Raw genomic sequence first — 17,814 nt, forward strand, 5'->3', positions numbered from 1 at the left:
CAGCCGATTGAGGTCCTCTCCCATGCACCGCAAGCCTGTTCTTCGTGTGCCCAGGCGCACGGCTGCCATCATCGCCGCAGTCTCCGTGAGTGGCCTGGCCGTCGCCGGCGCCGTGGTCGCCGAAACCTCCGCCGCGACCCCGACCGCCGCCGTCTCGCAGGTCGACAGCCTGCAGAAGGTCGCCGACCTGCAGGCCGCCGCTTCCGCCTCGGCTTCCGCGTCCGCCCAGGCCGCCGCCGAGAAGGCCGCTGTCGCCAAGGCCGCGGCTCTGAAGGCCGCCGCTGTCCGGGCCTCCGCGTCCGCCTCCGCCGCCGCCAAGGCCGCTGCCGACAAGGCTGCCGCGGAGAAGGCTGCTGCCGCCAGGGCCGCTGCGGAGAAGGCCGCAGCCGAGAAGGCTGCCGCTGCCAAGGCCGCCGCCGACAGGCTCGCCGCCGAGAAGGCCGCCGCCCGGGCCGCAGCCGCTGCCACGCAGGCCGCCTCCCGGTCGCAGACCCGGACCACCCTCAGTGGCAGCCCGCAGTCGATAGCCGCGCAGATCGTCCCGGCCGACCAGCTGGCCTCCTTCGACGAGATCATCTCCCACGAGAGCGGCTGGGACGTCCACGCCACCAACGCCTCCTCCGGCGCCTACGGCCTGGGCCAGGCCCTGCCCGGCTCCAAGATGGCCTCGGCCGGCTCCGACTGGCAGAACAGCGCCGAGACCCAGATCCGTTGGGCCCTCAGCTACATGAACGACCGCTACGGCAGCCCGAACGCCGCCTGGCAGTTCTGGCAGGCCAACAACTGGTACTGACAGCCCTGCTCCTGGCCGTTACCCCGCGAAACCTGACCGGCAAGGTGCTACGAAGGGTCCTCCGCGACGGGGCCGTCCTCGGCGGCGGCCTCGGCCGGCGCCGCCTCGGACCTTGACGCGGCGTCGCGCAGCTTCAAGGCCTCCTCCAGGGTGGGCGACTGCTCCCAGATGCTGTGGAAGGCCAGCCGCAGGGTCTCCGCCAGCGAGGGGTGGCGGATCACCAGCGCGGTGGTGGCGCCGGTCCTGGCCACCGGGTCGGGCATGTCGCACAGCACCGTGGAGCCGTCCGTGACGATCAGCTTCAACGGCAGGCTGTCGGCGATCCTGATCTCCTCGCCGACCTCGGCGAAGCGGCGGATGACCTCCAGCATCGCCGGGTCGTCCAGCACGTCGCGGCTGTAGAGCGCGCGGTTGGTGCGGCCGGCCGCGTGCATCCGGGCGGTGGCCTCCAGGCCCGCGGTGTTCTCGGACGGGGTCACCCACGGCGGACGGGAGAAGCTCAGCAGCTCGCGCTCGGCCTCGGACTGGATCCGGGCGAAGCGCTCGCTGATGTCGGCCGCGTCCCGCAGCACCTCGACGTAGTCCAGCGGGTCGGTGTGGGTGCGGCCGCTGTCCCAGGTCGGCAGCAGCTCCCGGGCGAGCTCGTCGGAGAGCCGCTCCAGCCGGCCCAGGGACCGGCGCTGCTGCTCCATCAGCCGGTCGACGGCGATCTCGGGGGCGACCGCGGAGTAGCCCGCCACCCGTCCCGGGTGCAGGACCGCGAGTTGGCGCCGGGTCAGGCCCTCCAGTACGTCGTACACCCGCTGCCTGGGCACCTGCGCCTCGCGGGCGACCTCCGCCGCAGTGAACACGTCACGCCGGATCAGCGCGAGATACACCCGCGCCTCGTAGTTGGTGAGGCCGAGCTCTTCGAGGTCCGCTGCGCGCCTGTCGTCCGTTTGCATGGAGGCACCGTAGCGGCGATGGTCCCCGCTTTGGCAAGCCGTGTCCACGTCCTGGTTGAAAGACCCCTCTCACAGGATTTTCCCAGGGAAGTGTGCTGATCGCTGAGAACTTCTTGTGGGCTTGTCATGTGTTCGCTAATCTTCTCGGCGCTGAGCACCACTCAACGGGGTGTCAGGTACCATGCGTTGTCATGTGCCTGACGCTACCCCCGGTCGGTGGCGAGCCGCCCCACGAGGGCGTTTCGGATGCCGGCCTCACCCCCCTGGAGGGCCGTCTGTTGCACACCCCCAGCACCACTCGTCGAGGACTGCGCAGAGCCGCAGTCGCCGCAATATCCGCCGCCGCGCTCGTCGGCGGGTTCTTCGCGGCTGCCGCCCCGGCGGGCGCGGCCACCAGCCAGAGCGGGTCATCCGCCGCGGTTCACGTCAAGCGGCTCTGCTCCGCTCCGGCGCACACGCACCAGATGGCCTGCCTCGCGCTGGCCAGGACCGATGTGACCCAGCCCGCGGCGTTCAAGGCCAACGCGATCTCCCCGCTGGCCACCCCTTCGGGCTACGGCCCGACCAGTCTGAAGAGCGCCTACGCCCTGCCGGCCAACGGCGGCTCCGGCGCCACGGTGGCCATCGTGGACGCCCTGGACGACCCCAACGCGGAGTCCGACCTGGCCGCCTACCGCAGCCAGTACGGGCTCTCCGCCTGCACCACCGCCAACGGCTGCTTCAAGAAGGTCGACCAGACCGGCGGCACCAGCTACCCGACCGCCGACTCCGGCTGGGCCGGGGAGATCTCGCTGGACCTGGACATGGTCTCCGCGGTCGCCCCCGCCGCCCACATCATCCTGGTCGAGGCCAGCTCGGCGAACATGAGCGACCTGGGCACGGCCGTCAACGAGGCCGTCGCCCTGGGCGCCAAGTACGTCTCCAACAGCTACGGCGGGTCCGAGGACTCCACCGATACCAGCTCCGACTCCAGCTACTTCAACCACCCGGGCGTGGCGATCACCGTCTCCGCCGGTGACAGCGCCTACGGCGCCGAGTACCCGGCCGCCTCCAAGTACGTCACCTCGGTCGGCGGCACCTCGCTGTCGACCTCGTCCAACTCCCGCGGCTGGACCGAGAGCGTGTGGTCCACCAGCAGCACCGAGGGCACCGGCTCCGGCTGCTCCTCCTACGACGCCAAGCCGACCTGGCAGACCGACACCGGCTGCTCCAACCGCACCATCTCCGACGTCTCCGCCGTCGCCGACCCCGCCACCGGCGTGGCCGTCTACGACAGCTACGGCGCCTCCGGCTGGCAGGTCTACGGCGGCACCAGCGCCTCCTCCCCGATCATCGCCAGCGTCTACGCCGACGCGGGCACCCCGGGGACGAGCGACTACCCCGCCAAGTACCCGTACCAGCACACCAGCGCCCTCAACGACGTCACCAGCGGCAGCAACGGCAGCTGCTCCCCGGCCTACCTCTGCACCGCCGAGGTCGGCTACGACGGTCCCACCGGTCTGGGCACCCCCAACGGCCTGACCGCCTTCGCCGCCGGGACCAGCACCGGCAACACCGTGACCGTCACCAGCCCCGGCACCCAGAGCACCACTGTCGGCACCGCGGTCTCGCTGCAGATCAGCGCGTCCGACTCGGCCGGCTCCACGCTGACCTACTCGGCCACCGGCCTGCCGGCCGGACTGTCCATCAGTTCCTCCACCGGCCTGATCTCCGGCACCCCGACCACGGCGGGCACCTCCTCGGTGACCGTGACCGCCACCGACGCCACCGGGGCCTCCGGCAGCGCCTCCTTCAGCTGGACCGTCTCCACCACCGTCACCGGCGGCGTGACCAACGGCGGCTTCGAGACCGGCACCCTGTCCGGCTGGACCTCGACCGGGACCACCGCGGTCACCACGTCGGCCGCCCACAGCGGCAGCTACGGCGCGATGGTCGGCTCCACCAGCCCGTCCAACACCTCCTCGGTGGCGCAGACCTTCACCGCGCCCACCGGCAGCACCAAGCTGTCCTTCGACTACAACGTGACCTGCCCGGACACCGTGACCTACGACTGGGCCACCGCCACGCTGAAGGACAACACCTCCGGGACCACCACCACGGTGCTGGCCAAGACCTGCGTGTCCTCCTCCGGCTGGATCACCAAGTCCGCCACGATCACCGCGGGCCACTCCTACACCCTCACCCTGACCAGCAAGGACGACAACTACACCGGCGACCCCACGTACACCTACTACGACAATGTGACTGTCTCCTGACACTCACCTGACCTGCGCCGATGTCACACAGGCTGCCCCTGCCACGGGTTTCCCGCGGCAGGGGCAGTCCTGCTTGTCCCCCCTGGGGAAAGGACGGCGTTCCGGATTGTCGGTGCCGCGCGATACGGTGCCCACCTGCTCGCATCCGAGCAGCGAACGGTGAACCACCCAGGAGCACAGCCACCCATGTCCGACTCCCCGGTCGACACAGCGACCGAACCCACCGCGACCCCACCCGAGCCCGTACCGGAGGCGCCCGGCGACGGTCCCCACTACCTGAGCCACAAGCAGATCATGGTCGTCATGGGCGGCCTGATGGCGGGCATGCTGCTCGCCGCCCTCGACCAGAGCATCGTCGGCACCGCACTGCCGACCATCGTCAGCCAGCTCGGCGGCATCGACAAGCTCTCCTGGGTGGTCACCGCCTATCTGCTCACCTCCACCGCGGCCACCCCGCTCTGGGGCAAGATCTCCGACCTCTACGGCCGCCGGATCATCTTCCAGTCCGCGATCGTGATCTTCCTGATCGGTTCCGCGCTCGCCGGGCTCAGCCAGAACATGGGCGAGCTGATCGGCTTCCGGGCGGTCCAGGGCATCGGCGGCGGCGGTCTGATGTCGCTCGCCTTCGCCATCATCGGCGACGTGATACCGCCTCGGGAGCGGGGCCGCTACCAGGGGCTGATGGGCGCGGTCTTCGGCCTCTCCAGCGTGGCCGGACCACTGCTCGGCGGCTGGTTCACCGACTCCATCGGCTGGCGCTGGATCTTCTACATCAACCTGCCGATCGGCCTGGGCGCGCTGGTGGTCTGCTCCTTCGCACTGAAGCTGCCGGTCGACCGCCGCGAGCACAGCATCGACTACCTGGGCTCCGCCGCGATCGTCACCGGCGTCACCAGCCTGCTGCTGTACCTGAACTGGGCCGGCACCAGCTACGGCTGGGCCTCCTGGCAGGGCCTGCTGCTGCTCGGCGCGGCGATCCTGCTGACCGCGGGCTTCATAGTGATCGAGCGCAGGGCGGCCGAGCCGATCCTGCCGCTGCGGCTGTTCCGCAACCCGATCTTCTCGGTGGGCAACGGCTTCGGCTTCTTCGCCGGGTTCGCCATGTTCGGCGGCATCATCTACCTGCCGGTCTACCTCCAGGCCGTACAGGGGATGTCGGCGACCAAGTCCGGGCTGGGCATGCTGCCGGCCGTCGCCGGGATCATGGCCACCGCGATCACCTCGGGCCGGCTGATGGCGAGGACCGGGAAGTACAAGATCTTCCCGATCGTGGGCGCCGCGGTGATCATCGGGTCGCTGGTGCTGCTCAGCACCCTCAGCAACACCACCGCCTACTGGCAGGTGGCGCTGTACGCCTTCGCCTTTGGCGCGGGCCTGGGCCTGACCATGCAGACCATGGTCACCGCCATCCAGAACTCGGTGGACTTCCGCGACATGGGCGTGGCCACGGCCTCGGCCACCTTCTTCCGGCAGATCGGCGCGTCCATCGGCACCGCGATCTTCGGGACGGTGCTGACCAGCCGGCTGGCCCACTACATGAAACAGGAGTTCGCCGGCGGCGCGGCCGGCAGCGGCGGCGGCGCGAAGCTGGATGCCAACAACGTCCAGGCGATACAGCACCTGCCGGCCGTGGTGAAGGAGCATGTCACGGCGGCGTTCGCGCACTCCATCGGCGACCTGTTCCTGACCGGCGTGCCGTTCATCGCTGTTGCGCTGGTGTTCGCGCTGGTGCTCAAGGAGAAGCCGCTGGCCGCCTCGGCGGACTAGGTTTTCGGCTGCGAACCGTAGATGGCTGGTCGCGCAGTTCCCCGCGCCCCTGGGTAGGTGCAACGTGCCCCCAGTGGTTCAGTTCCAGCCTCCCAGGGCGTGCGCTAAGCGGACGCTCGTGCCATCTCGTCGAGGGCCTTGAGCAGGACCGTGAACTGGGGTCCGCAGCCGACCGGCAGTACCTCGTGGGGGGTGTCGTCGAAGAGCAGGACGACCAGGTCGCCGGTGCAGGCGGTGAGGCTCCAGCCGGGGCCGTCCGCACGCACCAGCCGGGTGTCCTCGCCGGCGGGGGAGGAGCGGACCCGCCCGGCCGGCGGCGGGGTCTCGGTGTACTCGCGTATCTCGGCCAGCACCCTGGCGATCCGCTCCGGGACCTCGTCGGGATGCTCGTCGAACTCCACCGACTCGGTGATCTGCTCGCGCCACAGCCGCCACTGGTGGGCGATGTCGTCGGCGCCCATTCGGCGCTGCGCCGGCCCCCACTCCTTGGGGTCGGGCGGGGTCAGCAGCGGGTGGTCGTCCTCGCCCGGCTCGGGGTCGTGCGGCTCGGGCAGCCCGGTGGTGCTCACGGTCAGTGACAGCGGCCAGCCGGGCAGCGAGTCCACCACGGTGCGCTCGGGCGGGGTCAGGTCGTAGGGCATCCCGCAGTCCCAGGCGGCGATGGCGCAGCCGACCAGGGCGGCGTCGTCGGAGACCACGGTCCAGCGGGCGCCGGCCGAGTCCTGGCCGAAGAGCAGCCCGTAGCCGTCGGCCCAGGCCTCCAGGCCCAGGGCGGCGCAGGCGGCCGGGTAGTCGTCCCCGAGCAGGCTCGGGAACTGCCCTGGCGTCAGCAGTACCGCGCTGAGCACGTAGAACGCGTCGTCGTCGACCTCCGCCATGGGGGAGACCCCGCCTCTCTGCGCGTGTGCCTCCTGCCCCAGCGGCCCCGGAGGTCGGCTCAGCCTAGTGAGCCGACCCCGGAAACGGCCAGAGGTTGCTGCCCGCGCTCGGCGCGCACAGCCCAGGATCAGCCCGCGGTGAGCGCCCGGAGGCTCTCCTTGAGCGAGCCCATCGTCGCCAGCACGGCCGTCGGCTCGTAGCCGCAGTGCGCCATGCAGTTGTCGCAGCGGGGGTCCTTGCCGCGGCCGTAGTTCTCCCAGTCGGTGCTGTCCAGCAGCTCCTGGTAGGTGTCCACATAGCCGTCGGCCATCAGGTAGCAGGGCTTCTGCCACCCCTTCAGCGAATAGGACGGGATCGCCCAGGGCGTGCACTCGAAGTCGGTCTTGCCCTCCAGGAAGTCCAGGTAGAGCGCCGAGTGGTTGAGCCGCCAGCTCTTGCGGCGGCCGTCGGCGAACGCCTTCTTGAACATCGCCCTGGTCTGCTCCACGCCCAGGAAGCGGTCCTGGTCGGGGGCCTTCTCATAGGCGTAGCCGGGCGAGATCTGCATCCGGTCGACCTTCAGGTCGTCGTTGAGGTACTGCAGCACCTCGATGACGTCCTGCGGGCTGTCGTTGTTGAAGAAGGTCGAGTTGGTGAAGACCTGGAAGCCGGCCGCCTTGGCCTGCTTGATGGCCTCGATCGCCTGGTCGAACACGCCGACCTTGCTGACCGACTCGTCGTGCCGCTCACGCAGCCCGTCGATGTGCACCATCCAGGCGAAATTGCGGTGCGGCTTGAACTTGTGCAGGTGCTTCGGGAGGAGCACGGCGTTGGTGCAGAGCACCACGAACTTGCCCTTCGCCAGCAGCGCCCGGGTCATCTCGTCGATCTGCGGGTGCATCAACGGCTCGCCGCCGGCCAGCGACACCATGGGCGCCCCGGCCTCCTCGACGGCCTTGACGACCTGTTCGACTGGCATGCGCTGCTTGAGGACGCTCGCCGGGTGCTGGATCTTTCCGCATCCGGCACAGGCGAGATTGCAGGCGAAAAGGGGTTCGACCTCCACGATCAACGGGAACTTTTCCCGCCGAAGGAGCTTCTGCTTGAGGAGGTACGTGCCCATCTTGACGGTCAGATTAAGTGGGAGTCCCATGATCACTGTCTCCGTTCCCCCGGGCCCCAGGTTTGGTGCCCCCCACTAACATACAGACTGTATGGAACAGGATGTAGGTATGTCAGTACCCCGGATCAGGCGGAGTCGAAGCGCGGAGCACGTCGCGGACACCCGGCGTGCGCTCCTGCGCGCTGCGCGTGAGCTGTTCGCCGAGCGTGGCTACGCCGCGACCGGGACCGAGGACATCGTGGCCGCCGCCGCGGTCACCCGTGGTGCGCTCTACCACCACTTCAAGGACAAGGCGGACCTGTTCCGGGCGGTGATGGCGGAGTGCGCCCAGGAGATGGCGGAGCGCCTGGTCGCCCAGGAGACCGCCCGTGCCGAGGAGCACCCCGGCGACGCCTGGCAGCTGCTGCGCAGCGGCTTCCAGTCGTTCCTGGACGCCTGCAACGACGCCCAGTTCCAGCGCATCGTACTGATCGAGGGCCCGGCCGTGCTGGGACACAGCGCCTGGGACGCGCTGGTGGAGGAGCACGGGTACGTCCTGCTGGCCGAGGCGCTGACCGACGCGATCCGCGAGGGCAACGTCGAGGAGCTGCCGGTGGGGCCGCTGACCCGGATGCTGGCGGCGCTGATCTCCGAGGCCAGCCTCTACATCGCCCGCGCCGACGACCATGTCAGGGCGCGCCAGGAGGCGGGTCTGGTGCTGGAGCGACTGCTGATCGGATTGGGACGCGTCCCGGGCGTGTCGCCCGCCCTTGTTACCGGCCAGTCATAACTCTTCCCGAGCGGGCCGCGGTGCCCTACCCTCCTGATTGCGCCACTGATTACTGGCACAGTGGATCAGGTCCGCCTGCTTGCAGGTCCGCTTGGAGGAATGCGATGAGCAGCAGTGCCGAAGAGCCGGTGCAGCACGTCAGGGTCGCCGTCGTCGGTTCCGGCTTCGGCGGTCTGGGGGCCGCGGTGCGGCTGCGCCAGGAGGGCGTGACCGACTTCGTCGTGCTGGAGCGCGCCGCCTCCGTCGGCGGGACCTGGCGCGACAACAGCTACCCGGGCTGCGCCTGTGACGTCCCCTCGCACCTGTACTCGTTCTCCTTCGCGCCCAACCCCGACTGGCCTCGCACCTTCTCCGGGCAGCCGGAGATCCGGGCCTATCTGGAGCGGATGGCCGACCGCTTCCAGCTCCGTGCGCACCTGCGCTTCCAGCACGAGCTGCTGGGCGCCCGCTGGGACGCCGGGCAGGCCCACTGGGTACTGGAGACCAGCCAGGGCCGCTACACCGCCGAGGTGCTGGTCTCCGCCTGCGGCCCGCTGGCCGACCCGGTCGTCCCCGACCTGCCCGGCCTGGCCGACTTCCCCGGCGAGGTGTTCCACTCGGCCCGCTGGAACCACGACTACGACCTGGCCGGCAAGCGGGTCGCCGTGGTCGGCACCGGCGCCTCCGCGATCCAGATCGTGCCGATGATCCAGCCGCAGGTCGAGAAGCTGGTGCTGCTGCAGCGCACCCCGCCGTGGGTGATGCCCCGGATGGACCGCGACATCACCACCGCCGAGCGCCGGCTCTACCGGCGCCTGCCGGTCACCCAGCGGGCCCTGCGCACCGCGTTGTGGGCCGTCAGGGAGGGCCAGACCGGCATGTTCACCAAGCGCCCGGTGCTGCTGCGGGCGGCCGAGCGGATCGCTCGGCGCAACCTGGCGAGCCACATCAAGGACCCGGCGCTGCGGGCCAGGCTGACCCCCGACTACCGCTTCGGCTGCAAGCGGGTGCTGCTGTCCAACACCTACTACCCGGCGCTGGCGCAGCCCAATGTGGAGGTGGTCGCCTCGGCGGTCGAGGAGGTGCGCGGCAGCAGCGTGGTCGCCGCGGACGGCAGCGAGCACGAGGTCGACGCGATCGTCTTCGGCACCGGATTCCATGTCACCGACATGCCCATCGGCGACCGGATCACCGGCGCCGCCGGCCGTACCCTCGCCGAGGAGTGGAAGGACGGGATGGCCGCCCTGCGCGGCACCACCGTCAGCGGCTTCCCCAACCTGCTGCTGGTCATCGGCCCCAACACCGGCCTCGGCACCAGCTCCATGGTGCTGCAGATCGAGTCCCAGCTGAACTACCTCGCCGACTACCTGCGCCGGCTGGACGGCGCCACCGGCTCCGCCGCGCTGGACGTCAGCCCCGCGGCCCAGCAGCGCTGGAACGAGGAGGTGCAGCGGCGGATGGCCACCACCGTGTGGAACACCGGCGGCTGCCACAGCTGGTACCTGGACGCCAACGGCACCAACACCACGCTCTGGCCCGGCACCACCGCCCAGTTCCGCCGCGAGACCCGGACCGTCGACCTCGCCGAGTACGAGCCCGTCCGCAGGCAGGCGCCGGTGACCCCCACGGCCCCCGTTCGCGCTGACGCCTGAAAGGACCCCCACCGGCATGCCCAAGAAGTCCCTCGAAGGACAGGTCGCCGTCGTCACCGGCGCGGCGCGCGGCGTCGGCGCCGAGCTGGCCCGCGCCCTGGCCGCCCGCGGCGCGGTCGTCGCCCTGGTCGGTCTTGAGCCGGAGGAGCTGGAACGCGCAGCTGCCGAGTGCGGTCCGAAAGCCGGCTGGTGGGAGGCGGACGTCACCGACCTGACGGCGCTTCAGGCCGTCGCCGACCAGGTCGTCGCGCGCTTCGGCCGGGTCGACGTCGTGGTGGCCAACGCCGGGATCGCCATCGGCGGCACCTTCCTGGACTCCGACCCCGCCGCCTTCCAGCGGGTGATCGAGGTCAACCTGCTCGGCAGCACCACCACCGCCCGGGCGTTCCTGCCCGCGCTGGTCGCCTCCCGGGGCTACCTGCTGCAGATCGCCTCGCTGGCGGCGATGGTCCCAGCGCCGCTGATGACCGCCTACTGCGCCAGCAAGTCCGGGGTGGAGGCCTTCGCCCATGCGCTCCGCGGGGAGGTCGCCAACCAGGGCGTCAAGGTCGGCGTCGGCTATCTGAGCTGGACCGACACCGACATGGTGCGCGGCGCGGACGAGGACGAGGTGATGCGCGAGATGCGCTCCCACCTGCCCTGGCCCACCAACCGCACCTATCCGCTGGCCCCCGCCGTGCAGCGGATCGCCGACGGCATCGCCGGCCGCTCGGTCCATGTCTACGCCCAGGGCTGGCTGCGCTCCTACCAGCTGATCAGGGGTCAGCTCCCGCTGGTCCTCGGCCGGTTCGCACCGATGCAGCTGCGCTCGCTGGAACCCCGGCTGCGGGCGACCGCCGCGGACCGCCGCGGCCTGGTCGGCCGCGGCGGCGCGGCCGACGAGCAGGCGCGGGCCGCCCGGGGCGCGGCTCGGTAGCGGGCGCTCAGGTAGTCAGTACGGTGGGTCCATGACCTCCTCAACTGCTTCGCGTCCGCTCCAGGTGGCCCTGCTCGGGGCCGGGATCATGGGCGCTGCCATGGCCCGCAACCTGCTGAAGGCCGGTCACCGGGTGACCGTGTGGAACCGCACGCCCGAACGGGCGCAGGCGCTGGCCGCGGACGGCGCGCGCTTCGCGGTGGACCCGGCCGAAGCCGTCCGCGACGCCGACCTGATCCTGACGATTCTGCTCGACGGCCCGGCCGTGCTGGCGGCTCTGCGGGACGCGGCGCCCGCGCTGCGGCCCGGCACGGTCTGGGCGCAGTGCAGCACGGTCGGCCTGGAGGCGCTGGACGGCCTGGCCGCCTTCGCGGCCGAGCACGGCCTGCTGCTGGTCGACTCACCGGTGCTGGGCACCCGGCAGCCCGCCGAGGCGGGGCAGCTGACCGTGCTGGCGGCCGGCCCGGCCGAGGCCCGCCCGCTGGCCGACCAGGTGTTCGACGTGATCGGCGCGTCCACCCGCTGGCTCGCCGAGGACGCCGCCGGGGGCGCCGCCACCCGGCTCAAGCTGGTGCTCAACGGCTGGGTGCTGACCCTGGTCAACGGGACTGCCGAGGCGCTGACCCTGGCCGAGGGCCTGGGTGTGGACCCGCAGGCGTTCCTGGACACGGTGGCCGGCGGCGGGCTCGACGTCCCCTACCTCCAGGCCAAGGGCAGGGCCATGCTCAGCGCCGACTTCACCCCCAGCTTCACCCTGGACGCCGCCCTCAAGGACGCCCGGCTGATCGCCGCCGCCGGCGAGCAGGCCGGGGTCGTCCTGGACCTGGCCCCGGCGGCGGTGACCCGCCTCGCCCGGGCCCAGGCCCAGGGCCACGGCGCCGAGGACATGGCGGCCAGCTGGTTCGCCAGCCGTCCCTCCTGAGCACCCCTCCTGAGCACATCCTGGGTCAGTTGACCGAGCCGGAACCGGTGCGGTCGGCGTCGCCCTCGCGCAGCGCCTGCTGCAGCCCTTCCAGGGCCGCCACCAGGTAGCCGGCGTCCCGGACCACGAGATGGCGCGGGTCGGTGCTCTCCTCGTCGGGGTCGGGCAGCTCCGCCGCCCAGGCCTGGTAGTGCAGCCGGACCGGGGTCAGGTCGATCGGCTGGTCCAGGCGGACGGCTTGGGCGGCGCGGGCGGTCTCCTCCTGGAGCACCGCGGCGAAGCGCTCGGCGCCGGGGACGGGTTCGGGCCCGGTTCCCCCGCTCGCTGACGGTTCGGAGCCGGCACCGGATCCGCCACCGAGCGGTGGCAGGTGCGCCTCCAGCAGCAGCGCGGTGCGGCCCAGCCCGGCCATCGCCGAGCGGGCCCCGCTGATCTGCGAGTTGCGCAGGCCCCGGTGCCGTACCGGTTCGTCCGCCGCCTGGGCGGTGGCCGTCAGCAGTTCGGCGCGGGCCTGCCGGTGGTCCAGCAGGGCCTCCCTGACGGCGCGGTAGGAGTCCGCCGAGGGCGCCCCGAACGCGGCCACCGCCGCAGCCGCGTAGCGGCCGCCGGCCTCGATGTAGGCGGCGAGGCGGTCCGGCAGCCGTACCGTCTGCCAGGTGGGGAAGACGGCGTAGGCGATCAGCGCCAGGGCCCCGCCGAGCAGGGTCTGGCCGACCCGCTCCTCGGCCGTGCTGACCAGGCCGGTGCTGCCCATCGCCAGCAGGAACACCACGTACGCGGCGATGCAGGCGCTCATCACGGCGTACCCGGTGAGGATGGTGAGGTAGGCGCCGCCGATGGCGACCACGGCCAGGGCCGTGAGCACGTAGTCGTTCGGCGCGGCGGACCACGTCTCAAGACCAGCGAGTACCAGTGAGGCCAGGACCACACCGAGGGCGGTGCCGGCGATCCTGGCCACGCCCCTGGAGTAGGTCTGCGAGAAGTCCGGACGCATCACCATCACCGCGGTCAGCGGCGCCCAGTAGCCGTGCCCGAACGGCAGCAGCATGCCGATGGTCTCGCCGACCGCCGCCACCACCCCCACCCGCACCGCGTGCCGCAGCACGGGGGAGGACCAGCGCCAGTTGCGGCGCACGGCATGGGCCGCGACCGGCAGCAGTTCATGGACCGAGGGGCGGGAGAGGTTGCCCAGCGCGGAGCCGTCCCCGTCGCCGCCGGGCGACTCCAGCGAGTCGGCGGTGTCGGCCAGCAGTCCGATAAGCAGCAGCGCGGACTGCCGTGCGGCGCCGGTGAGGACAGGGCCGGTCGAGCGCACCGCCAGCGACCGGTAGGTGCGCTCGGGGACGCCGACCGGATCGCCGGTGCGGATGGAGTGGGCCATCGCGTCCAGTACCTCAGCGGCGGCGCCGAGGATCTCCCGGGCCCGGTCCCGCTCGGGGCCCTCCTCGGCCGCGCCGACCCGGGGGTCGGCGAGCGCCGCCATGGCCGGGCGCATCCGCTCCATGGTGCGGCGGCGGCCGCCCAGTTCGGGCGGGCGGTTCCGGGCCTGACGGCGGGTCACCGTGGCCGCGTTCCTGGCCGTCATCAGCGGGTCCGGGTCGAACGCGGCGAAGGGGTCGTGCCGCAGCCGCCGGGCGTAGTCGGCCATCGAGGCGTAGGCGTCGGCGAGGGCGTCGCGCTGCGCGCCCCAGCGCCGGATCGGCCACACCACCACCAGCAGCGCCTGAACCAGCCCGCCGACCGCGATCACCCCGGCGTGCCGCAGCGCCTGCGGGATGTTCTCGGTCAGCGCGACCACGATCAGCATGGCCGGGACGGTGTTGGTCGCGACCACGCCCGCGGCCGGGCCGAGCGACCAGGCCAGCCCGCCCATGAACGCCCACACGCCGAGCACCAGCACGAACAACGGCGCCCAAGGCGAGGCGAGGTAGCCGACGAAGGTGCTCAGCGACAGCCCGACGGCCGCGGCCAGCGCCAGCAGCGGGCGGGGCCGGTAGCTGCGCTGGAAGGTCGCCACCCCGGCGATGAACGCGCCGACCGCGGCCGAGACCGCCAGCTGGGGAGTGCCCACCAGCAGCGCGCCGAACGCGCTGATCCCGGCCCCGACCGCACCGCGCAGCGCCCGCAGCGGCTCGTTGTAGGCGCGCTGCAGGGTGAAGCCGGAGCGGGCGGTGTGCTTGAGGGCCGTGATCCAGGGCATGCCGCTGAGCCTAGATGTTCGACCGGATCATGACGATATGTCAGCCGTGGGTGCGCGGGATGCGGCGCTCCCAGCGGCGTTGGAACAGGGTCCGGCCGTTCTCCTCGGCGGTCACCTGGTTGTCGGTGAGGAAGTGGCCGGCGTCGGCGCGGATCTCGGAGCTGGTGGTGATCGTGACGTTCCAGCCGAGTTCGGGGCGGCTCAGGCCGACCTTCCAGACCGAGCGGGCGCGGGCGCTCAAGGGGTCGGCGCTGCGGATCGCATAGCTTTCCAGGGCGTCCTCGCTGAACTCCAGACCGTCGGGGTAGCTGCGCGAGCCGCCGTAGCGCGGGTCCACCTCCAGCAGCCACTCGTCGGTGGCGACGTCGCGGCGCACGATCCGCTCCGGGCCGAGGCTCTCCGGTTCGGCGAAGACCACACCCAGGGGTGGGGCCTGCTCGGGCTCTGCGAAGGCGATCGGAGCCCGGTCCGCGTCACCGCTGTTGTCGCGGACCGGCAGCAGCAGCGCGCTGGCGCCGGGGTCGACGGTGAACCCCTGGTCCGAGGGGTGCGGCCAGATCCAGGGCCAGTACGCGGAGGAGAGCGCCAGCCGGATCCGGTGGCCGGGCGGGAAGGCATGGGCGATGGCCACCAGGTCGAAGGAGACGTCCTCGGTCTCCCCGGGGACCCACTCCACGGTGCGCTCCCGGCCGTGCCGGCTCAGCAGGTTGAGCACCCCGCGGGTGACCAGGGTGGACGAGCCGTCGGGGGCCACGTCGCAGAGCCGGGCGATGATCTGCGCCCTCGGGGTGGGGCAGGTCACCCGGAGCCGCAGCCGGGCGTTGCCGAGGATCTCGGTGCGGTCGCCGAGCGGTGCGGAGTCGAAGCAGACCGAACGGCCGTCCTCCTCGCGCTGGTCCGGCGGCAGGTCGGTGTCGTTGCCGAAGGGGAAGAAGCGGCCGGCGTCGACGCCGGTGTGCTGGGGGGAGACGACCTGGACCGGTCCTGCGGGGGTGGTGCTCAGGTCGCCGTTGAGGCGATAAGGCGTCATGTCGATGGCAGTGGAGGGCCAGGAGTCGTCGCCGATCCAGCGTCCCGGCCGTTCGGCGTAGCAGGTGGCCGGGGGAACCGACTCGTTCATCCAGGTGCGGAGCTTCGGTTCGGCCATCACACCTGTGTCGTGGCTCGGGTGCTCGTCCTTGAGCCAGTGGTCCCACCAGCGCAGGGTCTCCTGGAGGAAGCCGATCGCCGGGCCCGGCGGCAGCCCCCGGTCGGGGTACTGGTGCGACCACGGCCCGATCAGGCCGCGCATCGGCGCCTGCAGGTGTTCGGCCAGGCGGAACACGGTGTCCCGGTAGGGGTCGGCCCAGCCGCCGACGGCCAGCACGGCCGCCTTGATCGCGGAGTAGTCCTCGCAGACGCTGCCGTGCCGCCAGTAGCCGTCCCTGGCCTGGTGGTCCAGCCAGGTGTGGATGAAGGGGTCGACCTGCTCCAGCCGCTCCAGCCACATCCCGCGCCAGCGGTCGCCGACGAACTTCGGGTCCGGCGGGCGGGAGACGAAGGCCAGCATGGTCGCGGCCCAGGCGTGCATGTCCACGGCGAGGACGGAGCCGCCCATGTAGTGCACGTCGTTGTCGTAGCGGTCGTCGGTGGAGCAGACGGTGACGATCGCCTTCAGCGGCTCGGGGGCGAGGGCGGCGATCTGCAGGCTGTTGAAGCCGCCCCAGGAGATGCCGATCATCCCCACCCGTCCGCTGCACCAGGGCTGCTCGGCCAGCCACTCCACGACGGCGACGCCGTCGGCCAGTTCGGCGGCGTCGTACTCGTCGCCGGGCAGCCCCTCGGAGTTGCCGTGCCCGCGGATGTCCACCCGGACCGAGGCGTAGCCGTTGCCCGCGTACCAGGGGTGCCGCTGGGCGTCGCGCGGCGCGGTCCAGTCGCTGAGGCGGTAGGGGAGGTACTCCAGCAGGGCGGGGACCGGCCGGTCGGTGACGGGACGCCAGATCCGGGCGTAGAACCGGGTCCCGTCCGGGGCGGGGATGGTGACGTCCTCGCAGGTGGTCCGGTACGGGAAGTCCTCGCGGTAGTGCATCTGCCGGCTCCTTGAACTGGGTGGGCGTCAGACTGGGTGGGCCTCAGCGGACGGGGTGCATGGTGCGGCGCAGCCAGGGGCCGGCGGCGATCACGGCGAGGCCGACCAGGACCACGAAGCCGCCGTTGAGGCCGAAGTAGGCGGGGTCGGAGACGGTCCCGTAGAGCTTCACCGACTGCGCCTGGATGCCGTTGGCCAGGGCGAGGGAGAGGAACCAGAGCGCCATCGCCTGGCTGGCGAACGCGGCCGGCGCCAGCTTGGTGGTCGCCGACATGCCGGTGGTCTCCAGCAGGATGTCGCCGAGACCGAGCACCAGGTAGCAGGCGATCAGCCAGGCCCCGGACATCACCCAGTCGCCGGTGCGGTTCATGGTGGCCGGAACCATGATCAGGAAGGACAGGCCGCCCAGGATCACACCGTAGGCGATCTTGTTGGAGGCGTGCGGCTGGCGGTGCCCGAGCCGTACCCAGGTCGCCGCGACCACCGGCGCCAGCACCACCTCGGCGACGCCGAGCACCGACCCGTACCAGGAGGAGGGGAAGTGCCAGCCGAAGAAGTCGGTGTTGGCGTGGTTCAGCGCCAGCAGGTTCATGGTCGAGTAGGACTGGAACAGCACCAGGTTGAAGGCCACCGAGGCGCTGAAGAGGACCAGGTAGGGCCGCAGCCGGCCGCGCTCGGCGACGGTGACGCGGGGGCTGCGGAAGAGGAAGGTGAAGTAGGCGATCGGGGTGACCACCGAGACCCCGGTGACGATGTTGACAGTGAGGCCCATGGTCAGCACGCCGGCGGCGGCGAGGATGCCGAACGCCACGGCGACGGCGGCGATGCCGGCGAGGATCATCCGCACCGCGCGGCGCATGGCCTCCGGCGGCAGCGCCGACTCGGCGCCGTCCTGACGCCCGGCCAGGTGCTTGCGCCCCAGCACGTACTGGATGATCCCGAAGGTCATGCCGATCGCCGCGGCGGAGAAGCCCCAGTGGAAGCCGACCTTCTGGCCGAGCCAGCCGGCCACCAGCGGGCCGAGGAAGGCGCCGATGTTGATGCCCATGTAGTACAGCGCGAAGCCGGCGTCGCGGCGTTCGTCCTCGGTGCTGTAGAGCTTGCCGACCAGGGTGGAGACATTGGGCTTGAGCAGGCCGGTGCCGACGATGATCAGGCCCAGGCCGATCCAGGTCACGCCGTTGGTCGGGACGGCCATGGTGTAGTGGCCGCAGGCGATGCAGACGCCGCCGTACAGCACCGACCGGTACGAGCCGAGGATGCGGTCGGCCAGCCAGCCGCCGGCCACCGAGATCAGGTAGATCATCGTGCTGTAGGCGGCGTAGACGGAGGACGCGGTGCCGTCGGCCATGCCCATGCCGCCGTCGGCGGCGGAGGCGGTGAAGTAGAGCGTCAGGATCGCGGTCATGCCGAGGTAGGAGAAGCGCTCCCACATCTCGGTGCCGAAGAGGGTGAGCAGTCCGCGCGGATGGCCGAAGAAGGAGCGGTCGTGAGTCGGATCGGTCTCCGCCGGATCGGTTTCCACCGTGGGGGTCGAAGGGGTGGCCTCGCTCGCGCCCAAGAGA

General features: G+C 71.5%; 13 protein-coding genes. 7 read left to right on the top strand and 6 right to left on the bottom strand.

Annotated features, from left to right (window positions below):
• Positions 1-46: 46 nt before the first annotated feature.
• Entirely contained in the window at positions 47-793 is a 747-nt protein-coding gene (locus tag ABH941_RS27025; RefSeq protein WP_370132125.1) for a lytic transglycosylase domain-containing protein, read from the top strand.
• A gap of 47 nt (positions 794-840) precedes the next feature.
• Here ABH941_RS27025 and ABH941_RS27030 read toward each other — a convergent pair whose 3' ends face one another.
• Complete coding sequence (locus tag ABH941_RS27030) at positions 841-1,737, bottom strand: TrmB family transcriptional regulator (RefSeq protein ID WP_370132126.1); 897 nt, start codon at positions 1,735-1,737, stop codon at positions 841-843.
• 278 nt (positions 1,738-2,015) lie between these two features.
• Between ABH941_RS27030 and ABH941_RS27035 the strand changes: the two genes are divergently transcribed.
• Both ABH941_RS27035 and ABH941_RS27040 read left to right on the top strand, forming a co-directional pair.
• Positions 2,016-3,992: a putative Ig domain-containing protein gene (locus ABH941_RS27035; RefSeq protein WP_370132127.1), complete on the top strand. Its 1,977-nt coding sequence runs from the start codon at positions 2,016-2,018 to the stop codon at positions 3,990-3,992.
• A 186-nt stretch (positions 3,993-4,178) separates the two neighbouring features.
• The gene (locus ABH941_RS27040) at positions 4,179-5,759 is read left to right on the top strand and encodes an MDR family MFS transporter (RefSeq protein WP_370132128.1); all 1,581 of its coding nucleotides are present in this window, start codon (positions 4,179-4,181) and stop codon (positions 5,757-5,759) included.
• Positions 5,760-5,863: 104 nt separating this feature from the next.
• On the opposite strand, the gene ABH941_RS27045 is transcribed toward ABH941_RS27040, so the two are convergent.
• Both ABH941_RS27045 and hpnH read right to left on the bottom strand, forming a co-directional pair.
• Positions 5,864-6,637 carry a hypothetical protein gene (locus ABH941_RS27045; RefSeq protein WP_370132129.1) on the bottom strand — a complete coding sequence of 258 codons (774 nt, stop codon included), beginning with the start codon at positions 6,635-6,637 and terminating at the stop codon, positions 5,864-5,866.
• A gap of 128 nt (positions 6,638-6,765) precedes the next feature.
• Positions 6,766-7,770, bottom strand: a complete 1,005-nt coding sequence (hpnH, locus tag ABH941_RS27050) for an adenosyl-hopene transferase HpnH (RefSeq protein ID WP_370132131.1) — start codon at positions 7,768-7,770, stop codon at positions 6,766-6,768.
• Between the two features lie 79 nt (positions 7,771-7,849).
• Here hpnH and ABH941_RS27055 point away from each other — a divergent pair, with 79 nt between their 5' ends.
• The 4 genes from ABH941_RS27055 (at position 7,850) to ABH941_RS27070 (ending at position 11,978) form a co-directional block, all read left to right on the top strand.
• Positions 7,850-8,509: a TetR/AcrR family transcriptional regulator gene (locus ABH941_RS27055; RefSeq protein ID WP_370132132.1), complete on the top strand. Its 660-nt coding sequence runs from the start codon at positions 7,850-7,852 to the stop codon at positions 8,507-8,509.
• 104 nt (positions 8,510-8,613) lie between these two features.
• On the top strand, positions 8,614-10,140 hold the full coding sequence (locus ABH941_RS27060; RefSeq protein WP_370132133.1) for a flavin-containing monooxygenase: 1,527 nt from the start codon (positions 8,614-8,616) through the stop codon (positions 10,138-10,140).
• 16 nt (positions 10,141-10,156) lie between these two features.
• The gene (locus tag ABH941_RS27065; RefSeq protein ID WP_370132134.1) at positions 10,157-11,056 is read left to right on the top strand and encodes an SDR family oxidoreductase; all 900 of its coding nucleotides are present in this window, start codon (positions 10,157-10,159) and stop codon (positions 11,054-11,056) included.
• A 31-nt stretch (positions 11,057-11,087) separates the two neighbouring features.
• Positions 11,088-11,978, top strand: coding sequence for an NAD(P)-dependent oxidoreductase (locus tag ABH941_RS27070; protein ID WP_370132135.1), 891 nt, complete (start codon positions 11,088-11,090; stop codon positions 11,976-11,978).
• A gap of 25 nt (positions 11,979-12,003) precedes the next feature.
• On the opposite strand, the gene ABH941_RS27075 is transcribed toward ABH941_RS27070, so the two are convergent.
• Genes ABH941_RS27075 through ABH941_RS27085 form a run of 3 tightly spaced genes read right to left on the bottom strand, consistent with a single transcriptional unit; the run spans position 12,004 to position 17,810 of the window.
• On the bottom strand, positions 12,004-14,178 hold the full coding sequence (locus tag ABH941_RS27075) for an FUSC family protein (RefSeq protein WP_370132136.1): 2,175 nt from the start codon (positions 14,176-14,178) through the stop codon (positions 12,004-12,006).
• A gap of 40 nt (positions 14,179-14,218) precedes the next feature.
• The gene (locus ABH941_RS27080; RefSeq protein WP_370132137.1) at positions 14,219-16,249 is read right to left on the bottom strand and encodes a CocE/NonD family hydrolase; all 2,031 of its coding nucleotides are present in this window, start codon (positions 16,247-16,249) and stop codon (positions 14,219-14,221) included.
• 43 nt (positions 16,250-16,292) lie between these two features.
• Positions 16,293-17,810, bottom strand: coding sequence for a peptide MFS transporter (locus ABH941_RS27085; protein ID WP_370132139.1), 1,518 nt, complete (start codon positions 17,808-17,810; stop codon positions 16,293-16,295).
• Positions 17,811-17,814: the final 4 nt, after the last annotated feature.

This window comes from Streptacidiphilus sp. EB103A (assembly GCF_041261405.1).
Classification (GTDB): Bacteria; Actinomycetota; Actinomycetes; order Streptomycetales; family Streptomycetaceae; genus Streptacidiphilus.